Genomic DNA, 19,130 nt, shown 5'->3' on the forward strand with positions numbered 1-19,130 from the left:
CTGCCCTCCCTGTTGTTATACGCTGTCTGCTTCAGCATTTATCTGCGATCTCTGTTATCTGCAATCCATTCATCTGTTAAGATCGCTTCTTCCTATCATCTGTTAGAACCGGAAGTCTCTCTGTCCTTCTGCAATATCATGTATATGATCTGCCGTGATCTGTCTGACCTTCTCATTCGGGATCCGGGCAAGCTCACGTTCGATCAGCTCCAGACCGATCTGCTTCGTCTCAGGGCTTGCATAATCTTCCAGATATTCCTTCAGCGTCATAAGAGCATTTGGATGACAGCAGTTTAAGATCTGCATACTCTTACAGAGTGCCATAAACCGGTCTCCAGTTCTTCCTGCTCTGTAACATGCTGTACAGAAGCTTGGTATATAATCCATCTTCATCAGCCAGTTCACAACCTGATCCAGCGTTCTGGTATCGCTGACATCGAACTGAGCCGATGTGATATCTTCTGATGTCTCCGGGATATCATATCCACCTACACTTGTTCTCGAACCTCCACTGATCTGTGAAACACCAAGTGGCAACACTTTCTCACGAACTGCCTGACTCTCTCTGGTTGATATGATCATTCCCGTATATGGTACTGCAATACGGATCAGTGCGCAGATCTTTGCAAATGTATCGTCACTGATTCCGTTATCGAATACATCCGGGTCGATATCATCTGCACGTTTGATCCTCGGAACACTGATCGTATGCGGGCCTACCCCATGAACCGCTTCCAGATGCTCTGCATGCATCAGTAACCCTGCAAATTCATACCGGTACATTTCCAATCCGAACAGTACACCAAGTCCTACATCATCGATACCACCTTCCATGGCACGATCCATGGCTTCGGTGTGGTAATCGTAATCATGCTTCGGACCTGTCGGATGTAATTTCAAATAGCTTTCCTTATGATAAGTCTCCTGAAACAGGATATAGGTTCCGATGCCTGCATCCTTTAACTTCGTATAATTCTCAACTGTTGTCGCTGCTATATTGACATTGACACGGCGGATTGCACCGTTCTTATGTTTGATACTGTAGATTGTATTAATACATTCCAGAATATATTCGATTGGATTATTCACAGGATCTTCACCGGCTTCGATCGCCAGACGCTTGTGTCCCATATCCTGAAGTGCGGTAACCTCTCTTACGATATCCTCCTGTGTCAGCTTCTTTCTTGCAATATGTTTATTCTTGCTGTGATATGGACAATAGACACATCCATTCACACAATAATTAGACAGATACAGCGGCGCAAATAACACGATACGATTTCCGTAATAATCTTCCTTGATCTCCCTTGCCAGATCATACATCTCCCGGATCTTATCCGGCATCTCACAGGCCAGCAGCACAGACGCTTCTCTGTGCGTCAAGCCCTTTTTTAATCTGGCTTTTGCAAGGATCTCATTAACCATCTGTACGTTATCTTTATTCGCATCGGCATATGCCAATGTCTCTCTGATCTCTTCATCTGAAATAAATTCTTCTGCTTTTAATGATTTTACATCATACACTTGTATCTGCCTCTTTTCTTCTGCTATATAATTCTTCCTGTATAATCATCCGGTCTGCCTCGCGCGTTCTATAAAATCAATATATCTGTGAGCAGACCTTTGTTATGCTTCAAGCTATACCTAATAACAGTATAGTGGAACACTCCGAAAATATCAACTGCCATAAAAATGCAGTTATATAGTTATACAAATCATAAAAATGCAGCATATAGTTATCCTTTTACAATAACCATAACCTGCATTTTCACGTTCTGACTGTTCTCTTATCCAAGTGCTACATCAAGCACCATCATCATTGAAAATCCTACCGCAAACATGATCGTACCAAGATTCGTATGTTCGCCCTCTGCCATCTCCGGTATCAATTCCTCAACTACAACATATAGCATAGCTCCTGCCGCAAATCCCAGAAAATACGGAAGCACCGGTACCATGATCGAAGAAAGTGCGATCGTAATCAGCGCTGCGATCGGCTCTACGATACCGGAAAAGAATCCATAGCCAAATGCTTTCGTTTTACTGCATCCTTCCGAGCAAAGCGGCATTGACACGATCGCTCCCTCCGGAAGATTCTGGATCGCAATACCGATGGATAATGCAAGTGCTGCTGCCAACGTAATGTTCGTGCTGCCACTGATCCATCCGGCATAGACAACACCGACTGCCATTCCTTCTGGAATATTATGTATGATGATCGCAAATACCATCATAGTCGTACGTTTGAAATTGCTCTTGACCCCCTCTGCCTCCTTACTGTCAATATGTAAATGTGGCATCAGAGTATCGATCAGTAATAAAAATATAATTCCCAGCCAGAAACCGATAGTTGCCGGAAGAAATGCAAGCTTCCCCATTGCTTCCGACTGCTCCATCGCCGGAATCAGCAGGCTCCAGATAGATGCAGCCACCATAACACCCGCCGCAAATCCGGACAATGCTTTCTGCAATAACAAATTCATCTGTTTCTTCATAAAAAATACACAGGCTGCTCCTGCCGTCGTTCCAAGAAGCGGCAGTCCCAGACCAACAATTAAACTTAATATCATATATATTCACGCTCCATAAATTATTTCCATTTATTATATGAATCATCTCTCCTCTGTTTCCTTATTATAGCGGAATACTGTTAATTATGCCATGACCTGTTTTTTTCTTATCTGTATTTTTCTATCATTTGAGGTCTGTCTGCCACAGATTCTTCAATATATTTCATATTACAAAACCGACCGTCGATGCAAGATTTAATATCCGGCTTCCGACGATCGGTCTATATTAGATAATATTCATTTGAAAACTTAATATTGCTGACAAATTATTTATATTTTACAGCTTTAAATAAATGTCAATAAGCCTATCGACTTTAAGAACAGGATAAACAACAGGATCGGTGTTATGAATTTCACCATAACCACATACATACCTTTTCTGCTGAATTTTTCTCCGTTCTTCTGCACTTCTTCGATAACCGTCTGCGGTTTGGAAATCCATCCGATCAGGATACAGGTTCCGATTGCTACGATCGGCATCATAATGTTATTACTGATGTAATCCATGATATCAAGGATCTGTGCGATCGATCCGTTTGGAAGCTTTACTTCAAAGTACAGCTTGTTATATCCAAGACATACGATCGTTCCAACAATGATCGCGATAATCAACTCAATAATACCGGCCTTTGCTCTGCTTGTATGGAATTCATCCATGATACTTGCCACGATTGCTTCCATGACAGACACTGCACTGGTAAATGCCGCAAATAATACCATTGCGAAGAACAGACAACCGATCACATTTCCCACCTTACCCATCTGGGCAAATACTTTCGGAAGTGATACGAACATCAAACTTGGACCCTGTGCCATTCCCTCTGTTCCTGAGAATACATATACAGCAGGAATGATCATAACGCCTGCAAGAAATGCTACAACCGTATCAAAAATCTCAATCTGTCCAACTGATTTATTCAGAGCTGCATCATCTTTTACATAAGAACCGTAAGCGATCATAATACCCATGGCAACAGACAGACTGAAGAATAACTGTCCCATTGCATCCAATAATACCGTAAAGAAGCTTTTCACAGTAAGTCCGTCCAGATTCGGAATCAGATATAATTTCAAACCTTCTACACCGGTTCTGACAATTCCATCATCTCCGGTCTTTTTGATCGTTATGGAGAAGATCGCGATTCCTATAACCAGAAGGATCAGCAACGGCATGATGATCTTGGAAAAAGATTCAATTCCTTTATTAACACCACGAAATACGATAAATGCCGTAACAGCAAGAAATATCAACATCAAAATGACCGGTTCGATATCTGATGTAATAAAACCTGTAAAATAACCGTCCTGCGCTGCCTCTGTACCCTTACCGGTTAAAAATGCGAGGAAGTATTTGACAACCCAGCCACCGATCGTTATGTAATATGGGAAAATAATAACCGGAACCAGACTTGCAATGATTCCAAGGAATCCCCATTTCTTATTCAGCTTCTTATAAGCGGTAAGCGGACTCTGCTTGGTCTTCCGACCGATTGATACTTCTGTCACCAAAAGTGTATATCCAAATGTCAGTGCAAGGATCAGGTATATGACCAGGAACAGTCCACCGCCATCCTTTGCTGCAAGATATGGAAAACGCCAGATATTTCCAAGTCCTACTGCGCTTCCCGCGGCCGCAAGGACAAATCCAAGCGAGCCTGAAAAAGTATTACGTTTCTTTTCCATATTTTGTTTACCCCTGTCTGTATATCACAGACTCTTTCTAATTTATTTGTTATCCTCTTAGATTCTATGGAAGCTTCTCCAAATTCTCTCATAGAACAAACACCTTTTTAATATAGCATACCAAACAATCTTCTGTCATCTGAAAAATTCTACTTTTTTTACGAACTTACTCATATTGTGCCGCATACGGTCAGATTACCTTTTTGCCGATCCATCTGCCGCTTAGGTACCGCCGGATGAACAGCACGCCACGTACGAACTGATCCATGATCATAGCGACCCAGACACCAAATACACCCATACCCATATATTTGCCGAGCACATAACTGAACACGATACGGCAGATCCACATCGTACAGATGGATACGATCATGCTATACTTAACATCACCGGCTGCACGGAATGTACATGGAAGCGTAAATGCTACCGGCCAGATCGTAGATGCCGCGATACCATGAAGCATCAGGATCTTCTCGGCAGCAGACTGCGCTTCGTAAGATAGTCCATACGCTTTCATGACCAGAGGAAGAACCGCAAATGTAAACAATACCGTAACTATGATACACATATATGCCATGACCAGAACTTTGATCGTATAATATTTTGCCTGCTCGTAATCTCCTGCTCCCACGCATCTTGATACTACTGTGACCATGGCAAGGGAAGCCGCCATACCAGCCATCAACTGGAATCCGGCAATCACATTACCGACTGCATTTGCAGCGATCGCATATGTGCCAAATGTTGAGACCAGGCTGAGCACAAGGATCTTACCAAGCTGGAACATACTGTTTTCCAGTCCGTTTGGAATACCTACCAACAGAATGCTTTTCAACATATGCCAGTTCGCCCGATAATGCAGACTTTTCTTTATATAAATACGTGTACTGTCCTGCTTCGCCTGTGCACTTTTCTTCGGGATCAGCAATATGATCATGATAACCGCTGCTGCCAGTCTGGAAACCAGAGTAGGAATCGCAACGCCTTCCGTTCCGCATTTGCATACATAGATCAAAATGGCATTTCCCACTACATTGATCCCGTTCATGATCAGAGATACCCGCATGGATATATTGGAATTACCGATGGAACGGAAAATAGCCGCACCGGCATTATAAAGTGCCAGAAACGGAATCGATGCATTTACGATCATCATATAAGTATCTGCATGACCATATACGTCTGCTTCGATCTGACCAAACACATGATTTAGGATCAGTCCCTTGCCCGCATACATTAGCGCCATGACTCCGAGCGACAGGATCATCGAAAACCACACAAGCTGGGTAGCTGCCTCTCCCGCCTTTTCTTTATTCTTCTGTCCGAGATATTGTCCGACAGTAACCGCACCCCCGGTCGCAAGTGCCGCAAACAGATTGATGATCAGCTGGAAACAGCTGTCCACCAGTGATACACCGGATACTGCTGCTTCTCCTACAGAAGATACCATGATCGAATCTGCAAGTCCGACCAACATCGCAAGCATCTGTTCAATGATCAATGGCACATACAGAGCGACCAGATCTTTATTTGAAAATAAATATGTACTTGTATTCCGTTTCCTTCTATGCATAACCATACGCTTCCTGCTTTCATTTTCTATCTGCACTGTAATTTCATTTGCATGTGTATTTCCGTCCTTTCATTTCTGTCTGTCATGTTCCGGACGCAACACACCAATACTGCATTATACTCATCCCAGAATTTACTTGCAAGCCATATCCTTTTCCATCGTGCTCTTTTCTCTTTCATCCGTCTTTTTTATTATTTAAGTACTGCCTTGTTACAAATTTCTACGCCAGATTCTGAAAAATATACTTTTCTGTAGATATCCTGTTACTGTTTTATTTGAAAATTATTACAAAAAAATGTTATGCACTTATTACCGATTGTTAAGATAATTTTGGGTAGCCTGCCTGATTTTTTTATGCTAGTATGGGTTGTATTCATAGAAAAATACGATTACAGCAACAGGAAGGAGAACATATCTATGAAAAGAAAAATTTTACTGATTTTTGCCGCTCTGATCCTGATCCCGACACTCCTGAGTGCCGGATTTACCAGTCAGGCAGCCGGGAAAAAACAATCATCCGGTTTTGTCAAAGAAAAGAACGGAACCCATTATTACTATAAAAATGGGAAGCAGGCGAAAGGCCGGGTAACGATCAACGGGCACACCTACATTTTTAACAGTAAGGGTGTCATGCAGAAAAAAGGCTGGTATACGACCAAAAGGGGAAATACCTATTATCTCCGGAAAAATGGTACAGCCGTGAAGGGCAAACAGACGATCAAAGGTAAGACTTATATTTTTTCCAAAATCGGACGTATGCGAAAAGGCATGTACAAAAGTCCTTATACCGGAAAAAAATATTACCTAAATCCAAAGACAGGTGTATTACTTACCAATTCCTGGTTTACAACAAAAAAAGGAAATAAAATGTATTTCGGTTCCAGCGGTGCTGCCTACACCGGAAAGCATACGATTGGAAAACATACCTATCTGTTCTCAGACAAAGGTGCCATGAAAAAAGGCTTCCAGAAATTAAACGGGCATACCTATTATTTCCGTAAAAAAGGCGGGGCTATGGCAACCGGATTTCTCAGAATAAAAGGGAACATGTATTATTTCAACCAGAATGGTATCATGCAGACCGGTTTTCAGACCTTAAACAATAAAACATTCTACTTCAAAGAAAATGGTTGTATGTTAACCGGCTTCCAGAAATTAAACGGTCATACCTATTATTTTACCAAACGGGGTGTCATGGCAAAAGGATTTAAAAAACTGAATGGCCAAACTTATTACTTCCATGATAATGGAACTATGGCTGTCGGTGTCCAGAAAGTTGGCAGCAGCAATTATTATTTTAAGGCAAACGGAACCATGGCAACCGGTTTTCAGAAGATAAACGGCAAAACCTATTATTACAAAGAAAACGGAACCATGGCATATGGGATGCAGACGATTGGAAAAGACAGATATTATTTTAAATCAGATGGTACATTACTGACCGGCAGAGTTAAGATCGGCAACTGCCTGTATGTCGCAAATGACAAGGGTGTTATCTACAGAACGGTAGATGGAAATAAGAAAATGGTTGCCTTGACCTTCGATGATGGTCCTTCTCCATACACACCACTGGTATTGGACACACTGGAAAAATATAATGCAGTTGCAACCTTCTTTGTTGTTGGAAACCGCTGCTCCACATACAGTTCTTACCTGAAACGGGAATATGCACTCGGCTGCGAGATCGGTACACATACCTATGATCACGCATGGTTAAACAGATTATCCGCAGACGGAGTCAAAGAAGAGATCAAAAAGGGATCAGATGCGATCATCCGTGAGATCGGAGTTGCTCCTACTCTGATGCGTCCGCCTGGTGGCTGCGTCAATGATACTGTACGTGAGAATGTAGGTCTTCCAATGATCATGTGGTCTGTGGATACCAGAGACTGGGAAACCAGAAGCACTCCTACTACGATCACACGAGTTGTGGATGGTGCTTATGACGGAGCGATCATTCTGATACATGACCTTCACCAGTCAACCGCTATTGCCTCACAGACATTCATTCCGAAGCTGATTGAAAATGGTTATCAGCTTGTAACTGTCAGCGAAATGGCTGAGCTTCGTGGTGTAACAATGGAAGCCGGGCAGTCCTATAATTCATTCAGATAATACACAGGAATCTTGTCCTGAAACAGGCTCCCACACATATTTCCGCTTTACAGAATGGGATTTCTTATAATGAGAATCTCCCTGACAACGCAAAAAATAAGATGGAATCTTACTACCCCATTGTAATAAGATTCCATCTTTTTATTATAATCACCATAAAACCCCTGGTAATTTTTTATCTGTTGTATTTCTTATGAGCTGACTATAGCATGCCATTTTTCAAGCGTCAACCCATAATTGTCAGATTTTACAGACATTTTGTTGAATATTCAGAAAATTAATTCAGGCGGTATAAATACAATCCTGCGTACCTATACCGCCTAATAAAATTAAGTACTATTCTATTATTTTTCTATTACTTATTACTTTAAAGGCTTGCCTGTGAGAAGCTCATATGCCTGAAGATATTTGTCAATTGTTTTCTGAACAATCTCGTCAGGAAGCTCCCAGTTGTTATCCGGATTTGCCTTTAACCAGTCACGGGCAAACTGCTTATCAAAGGATGGCTGACCATGACCCGGTTCATATCCTTCTGCAGGCCAGAAACGGGAGCTGTCCGGTGTGAGCATCTCATCACCGAGAACGATATTGCCATTCTCATCCAGACCAAACTCGAACTTGGTATCTGCTATGATGATACCTCTTGATAATGCATATTCTGCACACTTCTTATATAAAGCGATCGTATAGTCACGAAGCTTTGCGCCATATTCTTCGCCCTTGCCAGGAAATCTCTTTTCCAGATATTCAACACTCTGCTCGTATGAGATATTCTCATCATGATCTCCGATCTCTGCCTTTGTGGAAGGTGTGTAGATCGGTTCCGGAAGCTTATCGGATTCTTTTAATCCTTCCGGAAGCTTGATACCACATACTGTACCGTTTTCTTTGTAGCTTGCCCAGCCACTTCCTGTGATATAACCACGAACGATACACTCAACAGGGAGCATTTCCAGTTTCTTGCACATCATACTGTTTCCGTCAAATTTCTCCTGCTGGAAAAATTCAGGCATATCCTTTACGTCAACCGAAATCATATGGTTTGGAAGAATATCTTCTGTCATATCAAACCAGAATTTGGACATCTGTGTCAGGACTGTACCCTTCTTTGTAACGATGTTCTTTAAAATGACATCAAAACAACTGATACGGTCTGTTGCTACCATGATAAGGCTGTCACCATTATCATAAATCTCACGTACTTTACCCTCTTTAATCGGTTTCATTTCCTGCATTTTTGATACCTCGCTATGATTTTATGATTTGTATTTTTTACTCTTACAAACTATCACTATCTACCTTTAATGTCAAATAGGTTATATGATTTATTGTAAACGCTTTTATTTTAAAAATCCATTGATGATCTGCTCTTCCGCTTCTGCCTCTGTCAGCCCAAGCGTCATCAGCTTGATCAGCTGCTCGCCTGCAATCTTTCCGATCGCTGCTTCATGGATCAGGTTTGCATCAATGTTATTTGCCGTCAGCTTCGGACTTGCTGATACACTTGCGCTATCCATAATGATCGCATCACATTCACTGTGACCCTTACATTCATTATTGCCATTGATCGTGGAGAAAAATTCCTGTCTGGACTGATCTCTTGCAACGGATCTGGATACTACATTTGCACTGCAGCCTTTTCCATTCAAATCCACAACAAAATCAGTCTTTGCATACTGTTTGCCATGTGTCATGATCTTCTCCCTGATCTCTAATGATGCGTTATCCTTCAGATCACCGCCGGTCTTTCTGACAGTCGAATCAATTCCCTTGATCTGAGTCGTCTCCATCTCCATCGAGGCACCTTCTTCCAAGTGCACGATGGTTTCCGGATTCATGATATTCTCGCCATTTCCATCTCCCTCACCATAGTGTCGTTCGATGTATTTTACTTTTGCATTTTTACCAATATAAAAAGTATGGATGCCGTCATGCTTGGAGGTGTCCACACCACAGTTATGGATACCACATCCGGCTACGATCGTAACATCGCAGTCCTCTCCGATATAGAAATCATTGTATACCATATCCTGCAGACCGCTCTTACTCAAAAGAACCGGAATATGCACACTCTCATTTTTTGTTCCCGGTTTAATGATGATATCGATTCCCGGCTTATCCTCTTTTGTTACAATATCTATATTTGCAGTTGTATTTCTGCTGTCAAGCTGTCCGTTGACACGAATGTTATATGCGCCCTCCGGTACATCATGAAGTCCTGCTACCTGCTGCAATAAACTCTTCTGAATTAAATCCATGTTCTGTTACCTCACAACTTATTTCTGTTTTTCTTCCAGCACCTTGCAAGTGGCTGATTCACCAGTCAGTCTTGGCATGATCACATCTCTGCTTCCGATTGCATCAACATGACCATTTGCGATCACAACGATCTTATCTGCTATATTAAGGATCCGCTCCTGATGGGAAATGATCAGGATCGTTCCGTTGATCTCTTCACGCATCTTTTCAAATACCTTGATCAGACTGTTGAAGCTCCACAGGTCGATGCCTGCCTCCGGCTCATCAAATAATGACAGCTTCGTACCTCTTGCAATGATCATGGCGATCTCAATACGTTTTAACTCACCACCGGAAAGACTTGCATTTACTTCACGGTTCACATAATCTCTTGCACATAAACCAACTTCGGAAAGGATCTCGCAGATCTGTGAAACATTCAGTGTTTTGCCGGATGCTATAGATACCAGATCTTTTACAGTAAGCCCTTTAAAATGAACCGGCTGCTGAAATGCATAGCTGATTCCTTTCTTTGCACGTTCTGTTATATTCAATTCCGAGATATCTTCTCCATCTAAAAGAATCTGTCCGGTTGTTGGCTTGATAATTCCGGCTATGATCTTCGCAAGTGTTGATTTACCGCCACCGTTAGGTCCGGTAATTGCTACGAAATGTTCGTTTACTGTAAGGTTAATGTCTTTTAATATTGCTTTCTCTTTTCCATCCTCATTTACAATATATGAGATGTTTTTTAACTCTAACATAGTTCCTCCATCGCTGTTTGTATTTTTTAAACACACTGTTTTATAGTATATCCTAAAATCCCCTATATTCCAATATTCTTTTAGTATTTTTTCCGGTTCTCGGCGGAAGTATGCGTGGTTTTTCTTCCTATAATCAAAAATAAGTCCATCCGGTTGTGTGGGGGGATGACTATATTCCCCCACACACAACCGGATGGACTTATTTTTTATAGACGTTTTATATAAATTAAGAATTTCTCTTCTTTGTTAATACGCCTGCGATTATGAATATAACGCCGAATGCTACGGAGATAACGCCCCAGATTACTAAATCAGCATAGGAACCTGCACATATAAGGCCGATCAGACCACCGACTATGTAGAAGCCTGCACTTGTGAATGCACCGCCTGCTCCGGTTGACTTTCTGGTTACAATTCCAACAATTCCTGCAACAAGGAAACAAACTGCAAGTAATACACCTGCAGAGCCTCCGGATTCCCCGTTTTCTTCCAGTGCATTTGATAATCCTGCCGCACAGGACTGAAATGTTACTAAGACTGATAACACGATCGTTATGATCCCTGCTACGAGTCTGAATGTTGATAAAGGTTGCTTTGTCTTTTCCATAATAAATTCTCTCCTCTTTCTGCTGTTATAAGTGTTCTTGCTATTATATTAAAATCCCCCTGTATCAGTCATCATTCAGGGTATTTTGATATAATTACAACCACTGCATATTCTATCTTATAAAATTTTCAGAAAGAGCTGGTGTGCTGACAGCACACTATCGGAATATATCCTCTACTATAACGAATACAAACATCACTAAAAAAAACCATGCCACCGTATATAAAAACAATCCAACCAGCTTCCATATCTTCTTCGGTGAGCGCACAAGCGGGAAATAATTCCAGACGTCCAGATAATTATTCCAAAAAAACGGAGTAATGATAAACATCATAAAATATACAAAGCGATTTACATATAACCAAGTTCCGGAGAGCGGTTCTCCATGATCTTTTACTTCTACTGTCAGACAGAAATACATCCAAAATATATAATAAATGGCTGCAACAACCATATTCAGGATTTTTCCTTCCCGAAATCCCGGTGGCAGGAAACGAGTCCATGCCGGGCGGGATTTATCATTCAAGGATACTTTATCTGTAGCTTCATCTAAAATCATGCTCTGTTGCATCGCATCGAGCATTTCCTCTGCTGTCTGATATCGTTTCTCCGGATCGATCCGGGTTGCTTTCCGGATGATCTGTGACACTTCCTGATGATCTGCGTAGATTCCATCCCGGATCAATTTTCCACACAACATATAATTTAATAACACGCCAAGTCCGTAGATATCCGTCCGCGCATCTGACTGCGAAAAACCGTATTGCTCCGGAGCTGCAAATCCTCTTGTACCGATCAACTCGGTATCCCGATTCCTTTCTGCGTCAAAAACTCTTGCAGTATTGAAATCGATCAGATATACAGATACAATACCATGTCCCTTTTTGAAATCCCCCTGAAGCATTATATTTGTCGGCTTGATATCCCGGTGTACGATCGGCGGTATATGTCTGTGCAGTTTTTCCAATGTCCGGCAAAGATATTCGATCACTCTTCCGGCAGCATCCAAATCCAGACATCCAAACTGTTCAATATATGTTTCCAGCGTGATCCCCTGTATGTATTCTTCGATCAGATATAACGTACCATCCTCTTCCATACATTCATAAATCTGCGGAACGTAAGGGAGTTTTGATTGTTGCAGCCAATCATATATAGATTTATCATATTGCGTCAGCACTTTTTCTACATAAATCTGTCCGGTCTCTATATGCCGCACCAGAGAAATTCCCTTTTTATGCTCTACTTCTTCCAGTCTGCGATAAAAGGACAGACGACTTTGTATTTCTAAATTCATATCATTTTCCTATTGTTTATCTTGAAATTGCTTTATCGACAAGTATAATAAATATTATATGGTACTGATAAAAATTATCAAGGGAAAGAATGCAGGATTAATCATGAAAACGACCAGAACAACAGATCTGCTGAATGAATTATCAACCGATGATTCAAATATACATTTTAAATCATATATAACATCTCATGCAGATGATATGTCCTGTGACAATCTGCAGGATTATTTTAATCTTTACTTTAAAGATCACCCGGAGCTTCTGACCGCCGATGTCATAAAACGAAGCAATCTGGACCGCGGCTATGCTTATCAGATCTTAAACGGCAGGAAACCACATCCCGGAAAATACAAGCTGGTTCTTCTGGCATTATGCGCCGGAATGAATTTGAAAGAGATCCAACGTGCACTTACAATCTCCGGAAATGCCGTGTTGTATCCCAAATTTTCACAGGATGCTGCCCTGATCGTATGTATCAATCAGAACTGTACTTCTGCATTTGAAGTGATGAATTTCTTTGCGGAAAATAATCTGGATTTCCCTGAATAAACGGAGGTATATCAAATGGACACTTTTAGAAACATGAGAAACGACAAACTGGCGAAAGCCATGATAAACAAGCTGGCTGCCAGAAATATGGAAGGCTTCTATGTCCAGACAAAGGAAGAAGCTAAGGAGCTTGCACTGAGTCTGATCCCGGAAGGAAGCTCTGTCGGCTGGGGCGGTTCCATGACCGTAAAAGCAACCGGACTTTTAGATGCTCTTATCGAGGGAAACTACAAAGAGCTGAACCGTGATGCAGCAAAAACACCGGAGGAAAAAGACCGGATCTCCAAAGAATGTTTCTTCGCTGACTACTTCTTAACAAGCTGTAATGCGATCACCGAAGACGGCATTATGGTAAATATCGATGGCAATGGAAATCGTGTAGCTGCCATCGTCTATGGTCCTTCCCATGTTATCGTGATCACAGGAATGAACAAGGTAGTACGGACAGAAGAAGATGCTTTAAGCCGTGCAAGAAATGAAGCAGCTCCGATCAATGCACAGCGCTTCGGACTTTCAACCCCTTGCAGTACAACCGGCGAATGCGCAAACTGTCTGTCACCGGAAACAGTCTGCTGCCAGTTCTTAACCACCCGCTATTCCAAGCACAAAGGACGTATCAAGGTCATCCTTGTAAATGAAGATCTGGGATTTTAGAAAACAGACAAATTTCAGGGGTTGTTTATTATTATTGTGCAAGACACTTTCGTTCTATCCTCAACGCAACGGTACATAAGGTTGCAAAATACGCAACCTAAGTACCGGCGCTCGGACAGGCTTGCTACATTATAATAAACAGCCCCTAAAATTTGTCCGTTATCCTTCTATCGAGATAATCTTCTTTTCTTCTACTTCCGGTTGGTCGTCGAATTTTGGTACATAGACATACAGAACACCATTTGCAAATCTTGCTTTAATATCCTGTTCACTGACTTTGTCGCCGACATAGAAGCTTCTCTTATAATGACCGGAATACCGTTCCTTTTTGATATAGCTTCCTTCCCTGTCTTCACGATCCTGTCCAGTATAGCTGGCAAGAATTGTCAGGTAACCACCTTTTAATTCTGCCTTGATGCTTTCCTTTGGAAATCCCGGCAGATCCATCTCTATCTCATATCCGTCCTTTGTTTCGAATATATCAGTTGCCATTGTAGTCATGGTACGAAGTCCGGAATGGCTGCCCCAGAAGGAATCATCAAAGAAGCCATTCATCATCTCAAAATTATCTGAAAAAATACTTGGTCTATCCATCCTAATTACCCCATTTCTATCTATATTTCTGATTCTCTTTCATCAGTCATATATTACTGTCATTTTTCTGCATTTTATTAGACTCACACAGCTTTCTCTATTATATGCAGTTATTTCATACCATTATTTATAGCACGTTTTGTTAGCACTGTAAATAGATGAGTGCTAATTCAAATATTATCTTTTTGTAAACTTCTCCTCCAGTACCCGGATACCATGATAGAACATCTCATTAATCGGAGTGGGCACGCCAAGCTCTTTTCCCATCTTTATGACATTGCCGGCAAACATCTCTACCTCGGTCAGCTTCTCCGCTTCCAGATCCTGCAGGGTTGATGGTTTGTTCTCGGGTGGAATTGTCTTTACTGTAACATCCTGCTCCGCTATTTCTTTTTCACCTATATCGATTCCCTTCTTCTGCGCGATCGCAGCCACTTCCCGCATGGCATTGTCACGGATCCAATTCGCACTGTCGCTGATACGAAAAAATCCAAATGGGATACCGAGCAACGCACAAGTCATATTTTCCCCAATATTGCACATGTATTTAAACCAGAGTCCCTTTAACATATCCGGATCGATCTCATATGGAATATCGGCATGATCAAATACTTCTTTTACAGCAAGTACACGATCTGACAGAACATCATTTTTATTCTCTCCGAAGTGGATCTTGCCCCAGTACGGATCAAAGTCTGCTTTTCCGTCTTTCATAACAATGGACATTCTCATATATGCATACAATACATGTTCTTCGCCAAATGCCTGAATCAACTGTTCCTCACTGTCTACACCATTTAGCAAAGACAGGATCAATGTATGTTCGCCTACCTGATGGCGGATATCTTCTATTGCCTGTGCAAATCCATAGCCTTTTACACCGATCAGTATCAGATCCGCCGGCTCACCCTGTTCTTCGGGTGTCACGATCGGGAATCTGTAGTTGACGCCATTGATCGTAACTCCTTTACTTTCCAGGCGTTTTTTACGTTCACCACCTGCAATAATATAAAAATTCTCTCCAAATGCTTCATATAATCTTGGCGCAAAAAATACACCCATCGCGCCAAGTCCAATCAATGCAATTCTTTTGATCTTCATATTTCTTATTCCTCTTTTCCACTATATTGATTCTTTGTTTAACATTCTATCCTGTTTTGGTGTGATTCCACACCATCTTTTATATGTTCTTATAAAATGACTACAGTCAAACTGTCCTCCTCACAAAACAGTCATACATTTTCTGCAAATATGCCTGGGGGATATTTAATGTATGAATGTTGAACTTGATAACTGCATACCAGACGTTTTCTGTTCTCAATCGATGCCCCGATTGAGGGTGTTTACCTTTTCGCAGTCTTCTTCCAATAATCTGCGAAATGATCTTGCGGCTGTATTCAGCGGATGCTGGCTGTCATATATCATGCAGATATGCCGGTCAGGAATTTTCTCCTTTAGGACTGCCTGTATTACCTCTCCGCGTTCGAGCGCCTCACCTGCCATGGATTCCGGTATAAATGCCAGTCCCAGCTCACAACGGACAAGCGGCAGGATCTGGTCTGTTGTCGCAGCCTCTGTATCCGGTGCAAATTCTATCCCGTGCGATAAAAACAGCCGCTCATAAAATCGAAATGTCATCGTTTCCCGTCCAAGACTGATCAGCGGATATTTCTTCAATTCTTTTAAAGATAAAGCCTTCCCCTGTAGCTCTTTAAATGATGCCCCACCGATCAGTATCTCCCGAAAAGGTTTTAACATTCTGCTTTCAAGGGACGAGTCTATTTTCATCGGTGTCGATACGACAGCAAAATCAATCTTACCGCTCTTTACTGCATCTACTGCCTCCGGCGTGGAATGATTATAGATTCTCAGTCGAATTCCCGGATATGCAGTATGAAATGACCTTAATTTATCAAACAAATATATATTTAACGCTGTCTCGCTGGCTCCGATCGATATACTTCCATGTACCATGCCCGAATAGTCCGCCAGTTCTTCCTCTGCCGTTAATAACTGATGCATAGCTGCCGACACATACATATATAGTTTTTCTCCCTCAGGTGTAAGCTGAACGCCCCGGTTGGTTCTTACAAATAAGGTACTGTGCATCTGCTGTTCCAGACAGTTCATTGCTCTCGTAACATTGGGCTGGCTGCTTTCCAGAACCTGCGCAGCCTTTGTAAAATTATGATATTTTGCCACATAATAGAAAATTTTATAATATTCAAAGTTAATATTCATCTGTCTGCTCCATTTCTTTTATCATATCAAATGATTATATCTGTCATATCAATTATATCTTTTACTTATCATCCTGCCAATAGTATAATTATGCAGAACAGAAAAAGAAAGGAAGTCGGTTAAGCATGAACGAAACTACAATTTTCCCACGAGAAAAAAGAGCAGATTTCTTATTTGAAAAAATCCTGAATGATCCATGGGCATGTGAGAAATTACAGGAAACATTTGCAAATTACCTGTGCTATAACGAGGATGCTTACGATGCACCACTTCCGGCAGAAGAATTTGCACAGGCACTATTCAATTCCTATCATAACCGGGATCTGTCTGCATTTCTTATGGCAATCTGCAACAATACCCTGTTTGATCTTCTGCGTAATTCCTTTCTGATCCCATATCGATTCAACGCAGATGGCAAAACAAATCCTGTCATTATGACAGATGATAATGGTCAGTTGCTTCCTGAATACGAAACTTCGATCTGGGAAAAAGAATATCGTCATTTTCATAAGATCTATCAGACACTTGGAAACAACAAAAATATCTATCTCGCCCGCGCATACAGATACAGTCACGATTATGCCGCAAATGACATGAAACCGGAACAGAAGATTCTGGAAAAAAGTGACGGTGTACTGTTGATCCGCGAGCTTCCCGATACTGTAAAGCAAAAGGAGACAGAGGCAGAAGCATATTCTGCTGTATGGAATCTTATGATCGCACTGGAAAAGGAGCTTCCTATGTCCTACATTTTCTACGGGCAGGATTCTCTGGTGAAAAATAATTCCCGATATGATGAAATCGGCATATTCCTTCCAAATTCATTATTCCTGACGAATCTGGAACATCATATTGAAAAAGCGGAGGAGATCATCTATGCCAAAGAACAGTAATTATACAGATATCATGGAAAAAAACCATATGGAAATTCCATGGCATGATTATGTAAAAAACGATAGCAATGTCCTGATCGCCAAGGCGGGGCTGATAGAAAAAGCCTCTGTTATTGGAAGGGTCGGGTTAATTATGCTCTCCTGTGGAACAGGTGCCTGGCGTGTTCGTACTTCCATGAACCGTCTGTCCAAAGAACTGGGCGTAACCTGCACCGTTGATGTCGGATTGATGTCCATTGAATTCAACTGTTTTGATGGAACCGACTGCGTTTCACAGTCTCTGAGCATTGCGAATACCGGTGTAAACACCTCGAAGCTCTATCGGATGGAACAATTCGTTGACAATTTCCCAAAAGAAGAAGCCCATCTGACGGGCGAAGAGATTCACCGGCGTCTTGATCAGATTGAGAAGATCCATACACTTTATTCACCTGCAAAACTGGGTCTGGCTTCAGCCCTCGCCTGCTGTGCATTTACCTTCCTATTAGGCGGCGGTCCTGTTGAAATGATCCTTGCTTTTATTGCAGCCGGTGTTGGAAATGTCATCCGTACCAAAATGATCAAGCACCATTTTACCCTTTTCTTTAACATAGCAGTATCCATATCAGCCGCATGCATGACATATGCCATCTGCTTTCACCTTGCAGAAATCTTCTTCCACGTATCTGCACTCCATGAAGCTGGCTATATCTGCTCAATGCTGTTTATCATTCCCGGATTTCCATTCATAACAAGCGGCATTGACCTGGCTAAACTGGATCTTCGGTCCGGGCTTGAACGTCTGAGCTACTCTGTCATCATAGTTTTAGTAGCCACTATGTTCGCCTGGATCATGGCATTGCTGTTACATTTTCATCCTCAGGATTTCTCCGCTTTGAATCTGGCTGTAGGTACAAAGCTTATCCTGCGGATCATTACAAGCTTCTGCGGAGTCTTCGGTTTCTCCATTATGTTTAACAGCTCGATTCCGATGGCTGCAACTGCTGCCTGTATCGGAGCAGTTGCAAATACTCTCCGGCTGGAGCTTGTCGATTACACAAGCACGCCTCCGGCTGCTGCCGCATTCGCAGGCGCATTAACCGCAGGTATTCTTGCCTCCATTATAAAAAGGAATAACGGATATCCAAGAATCTCTCTGACCGTTCCGTCCATCGTTATCATGGTTCCGGGACTTTACCTTTATCGTGCTTTCTATAATCTTGGTATCATGTCCCTAACAGAGGCTGTTTTATGGTTTTCATCTGCGATCATGATCATTGTTACCCTGCCCCTCGGTCTGATATTTGCAAGGATCCTGACAGATCGTACTTTCCGGTACTGCTCCTGATTCATGTATCGGGCGCAAGTCCTTATT

17 protein-coding genes are annotated in these 19,130 nt (G+C 41.8%); 5 read left to right on the top strand and 12 right to left on the bottom strand.

Annotated elements, in window-relative coordinates:
* Positions 1-102 precede the first annotated feature (102 nt).
* The 4 genes from hydG to DWY07_RS01425 form a co-directional block, all read right to left on the bottom strand.
* The gene (hydG, locus tag DWY07_RS01410; protein WP_117807292.1) at positions 103-1,524 is read right to left on the bottom strand and encodes a [FeFe] hydrogenase H-cluster radical SAM maturase HydG; all 1,422 of its coding nucleotides are present in this window, start codon (positions 1,522-1,524) and stop codon (positions 103-105) included.
* 263 nt (positions 1,525-1,787) lie between these two features.
* Entirely contained in the window at positions 1,788-2,570 is a 783-nt protein-coding gene (locus DWY07_RS01415; RefSeq protein ID WP_117822006.1) for a ZIP family metal transporter, read from the bottom strand.
* Between the two features lie 285 nt (positions 2,571-2,855).
* On the bottom strand, positions 2,856-4,253 hold the full coding sequence (locus DWY07_RS01420) for a sodium-dependent transporter (protein WP_117807290.1): 1,398 nt from the start codon (positions 4,251-4,253) through the stop codon (positions 2,856-2,858).
* 190 nt (positions 4,254-4,443) lie between these two features.
* Positions 4,444-5,826 carry an MATE family efflux transporter gene (locus tag DWY07_RS01425; protein WP_173783328.1) on the bottom strand — a complete coding sequence of 461 codons (1,383 nt, stop codon included), beginning with the start codon at positions 5,824-5,826 and terminating at the stop codon, positions 4,444-4,446.
* Positions 5,827-6,243: 417 nt separating this feature from the next.
* Between DWY07_RS01425 and DWY07_RS01430 the strand changes: the two genes are divergently transcribed.
* Positions 6,244-7,941 carry a polysaccharide deacetylase family protein gene (locus tag DWY07_RS01430; RefSeq protein WP_181983868.1) on the top strand — a complete coding sequence of 566 codons (1,698 nt, stop codon included), beginning with the start codon at positions 6,244-6,246 and terminating at the stop codon, positions 7,939-7,941.
* A 362-nt stretch (positions 7,942-8,303) separates the two neighbouring features.
* Here DWY07_RS01430 and DWY07_RS01435 read toward each other — a convergent pair whose 3' ends face one another.
* The 5 genes from DWY07_RS01435 to DWY07_RS01455 form a co-directional block, all read right to left on the bottom strand.
* Positions 8,304-9,176: a phosphoribosylaminoimidazolesuccinocarboxamide synthase gene (locus DWY07_RS01435; RefSeq protein WP_021944088.1), complete on the bottom strand. Its 873-nt coding sequence runs from the start codon at positions 9,174-9,176 to the stop codon at positions 8,304-8,306.
* 105 nt (positions 9,177-9,281) lie between these two features.
* Positions 9,282-10,199 carry a SufD family Fe-S cluster assembly protein gene (locus DWY07_RS01440; RefSeq protein WP_117822008.1) on the bottom strand — a complete coding sequence of 306 codons (918 nt, stop codon included), beginning with the start codon at positions 10,197-10,199 and terminating at the stop codon, positions 9,282-9,284.
* 18 nt (positions 10,200-10,217) lie between these two features.
* Positions 10,218-10,943, bottom strand: coding sequence for an ATP-binding cassette domain-containing protein (locus DWY07_RS01445; RefSeq protein WP_117785816.1), 726 nt, complete (start codon positions 10,941-10,943; stop codon positions 10,218-10,220).
* Between the two features lie 226 nt (positions 10,944-11,169).
* Positions 11,170-11,550 carry a hypothetical protein gene (locus DWY07_RS01450; protein ID WP_008401935.1) on the bottom strand — a complete coding sequence of 127 codons (381 nt, stop codon included), beginning with the start codon at positions 11,548-11,550 and terminating at the stop codon, positions 11,170-11,172.
* Between the two features lie 157 nt (positions 11,551-11,707).
* Positions 11,708-12,847: a serine/threonine-protein kinase gene (locus tag DWY07_RS01455; RefSeq protein ID WP_117822009.1), complete on the bottom strand. Its 1,140-nt coding sequence runs from the start codon at positions 12,845-12,847 to the stop codon at positions 11,708-11,710.
* A gap of 103 nt (positions 12,848-12,950) precedes the next feature.
* On the opposite strand from DWY07_RS01455, the gene DWY07_RS01460 reads away from it, so the two are divergent.
* Positions 12,951-13,394: a hypothetical protein gene (locus DWY07_RS01460; RefSeq protein ID WP_117822010.1), complete on the top strand. Its 444-nt coding sequence runs from the start codon at positions 12,951-12,953 to the stop codon at positions 13,392-13,394.
* Between the two features lie 15 nt (positions 13,395-13,409).
* Positions 13,410-14,048 (top strand): lactate utilization protein, encoded by a 639-nt coding sequence (locus DWY07_RS01465; RefSeq protein ID WP_117807283.1) that lies wholly within the window; start codon positions 13,410-13,412, stop codon positions 14,046-14,048.
* 159 nt (positions 14,049-14,207) lie between these two features.
* Here the strand turns inward: DWY07_RS01465 and DWY07_RS01470 are convergent, their stop codons facing one another.
* From DWY07_RS01470 to DWY07_RS01485, 3 genes are all read right to left on the bottom strand, one after another.
* Positions 14,208-14,642, bottom strand: a complete 435-nt coding sequence (locus DWY07_RS01470; RefSeq protein ID WP_117822011.1) for an Hsp20/alpha crystallin family protein — start codon at positions 14,640-14,642, stop codon at positions 14,208-14,210.
* Positions 14,643-14,819: 177 nt separating this feature from the next.
* Entirely contained in the window at positions 14,820-15,743 is a 924-nt protein-coding gene (locus DWY07_RS01475) for a ketopantoate reductase family protein (RefSeq protein ID WP_117822012.1), read from the bottom strand.
* Between the two features lie 216 nt (positions 15,744-15,959).
* Positions 15,960-16,883, bottom strand: a complete 924-nt coding sequence (locus DWY07_RS01485; protein ID WP_117822013.1) for a LysR family transcriptional regulator — start codon at positions 16,881-16,883, stop codon at positions 15,960-15,962.
* Between the two features lie 125 nt (positions 16,884-17,008).
* Here DWY07_RS01485 and DWY07_RS01490 point away from each other — a divergent pair, with 125 nt between their 5' ends.
* Positions 17,009-17,776, top strand: coding sequence for a DUF4866 domain-containing protein (locus DWY07_RS01490; RefSeq protein WP_117807279.1), 768 nt, complete (start codon positions 17,009-17,011; stop codon positions 17,774-17,776).
* Positions 17,760-19,103, top strand: coding sequence for a threonine/serine exporter family protein (locus tag DWY07_RS01495; protein ID WP_117807278.1), 1,344 nt, complete (start codon positions 17,760-17,762; stop codon positions 19,101-19,103). The genes DWY07_RS01490 and DWY07_RS01495 overlap by 17 nt, the downstream gene beginning before the upstream one ends.
* The last annotated feature ends 27 nt before the right edge of the window (positions 19,104-19,130 follow it).

The sequence above is a fragment of the Clostridium sp. AF23-6LB genome (assembly GCF_003461085.1).
Classification (GTDB): domain Bacteria; phylum Bacillota; class Clostridia; order Lachnospirales; family Lachnospiraceae; genus Coprococcus; species Coprococcus ammoniilyticus.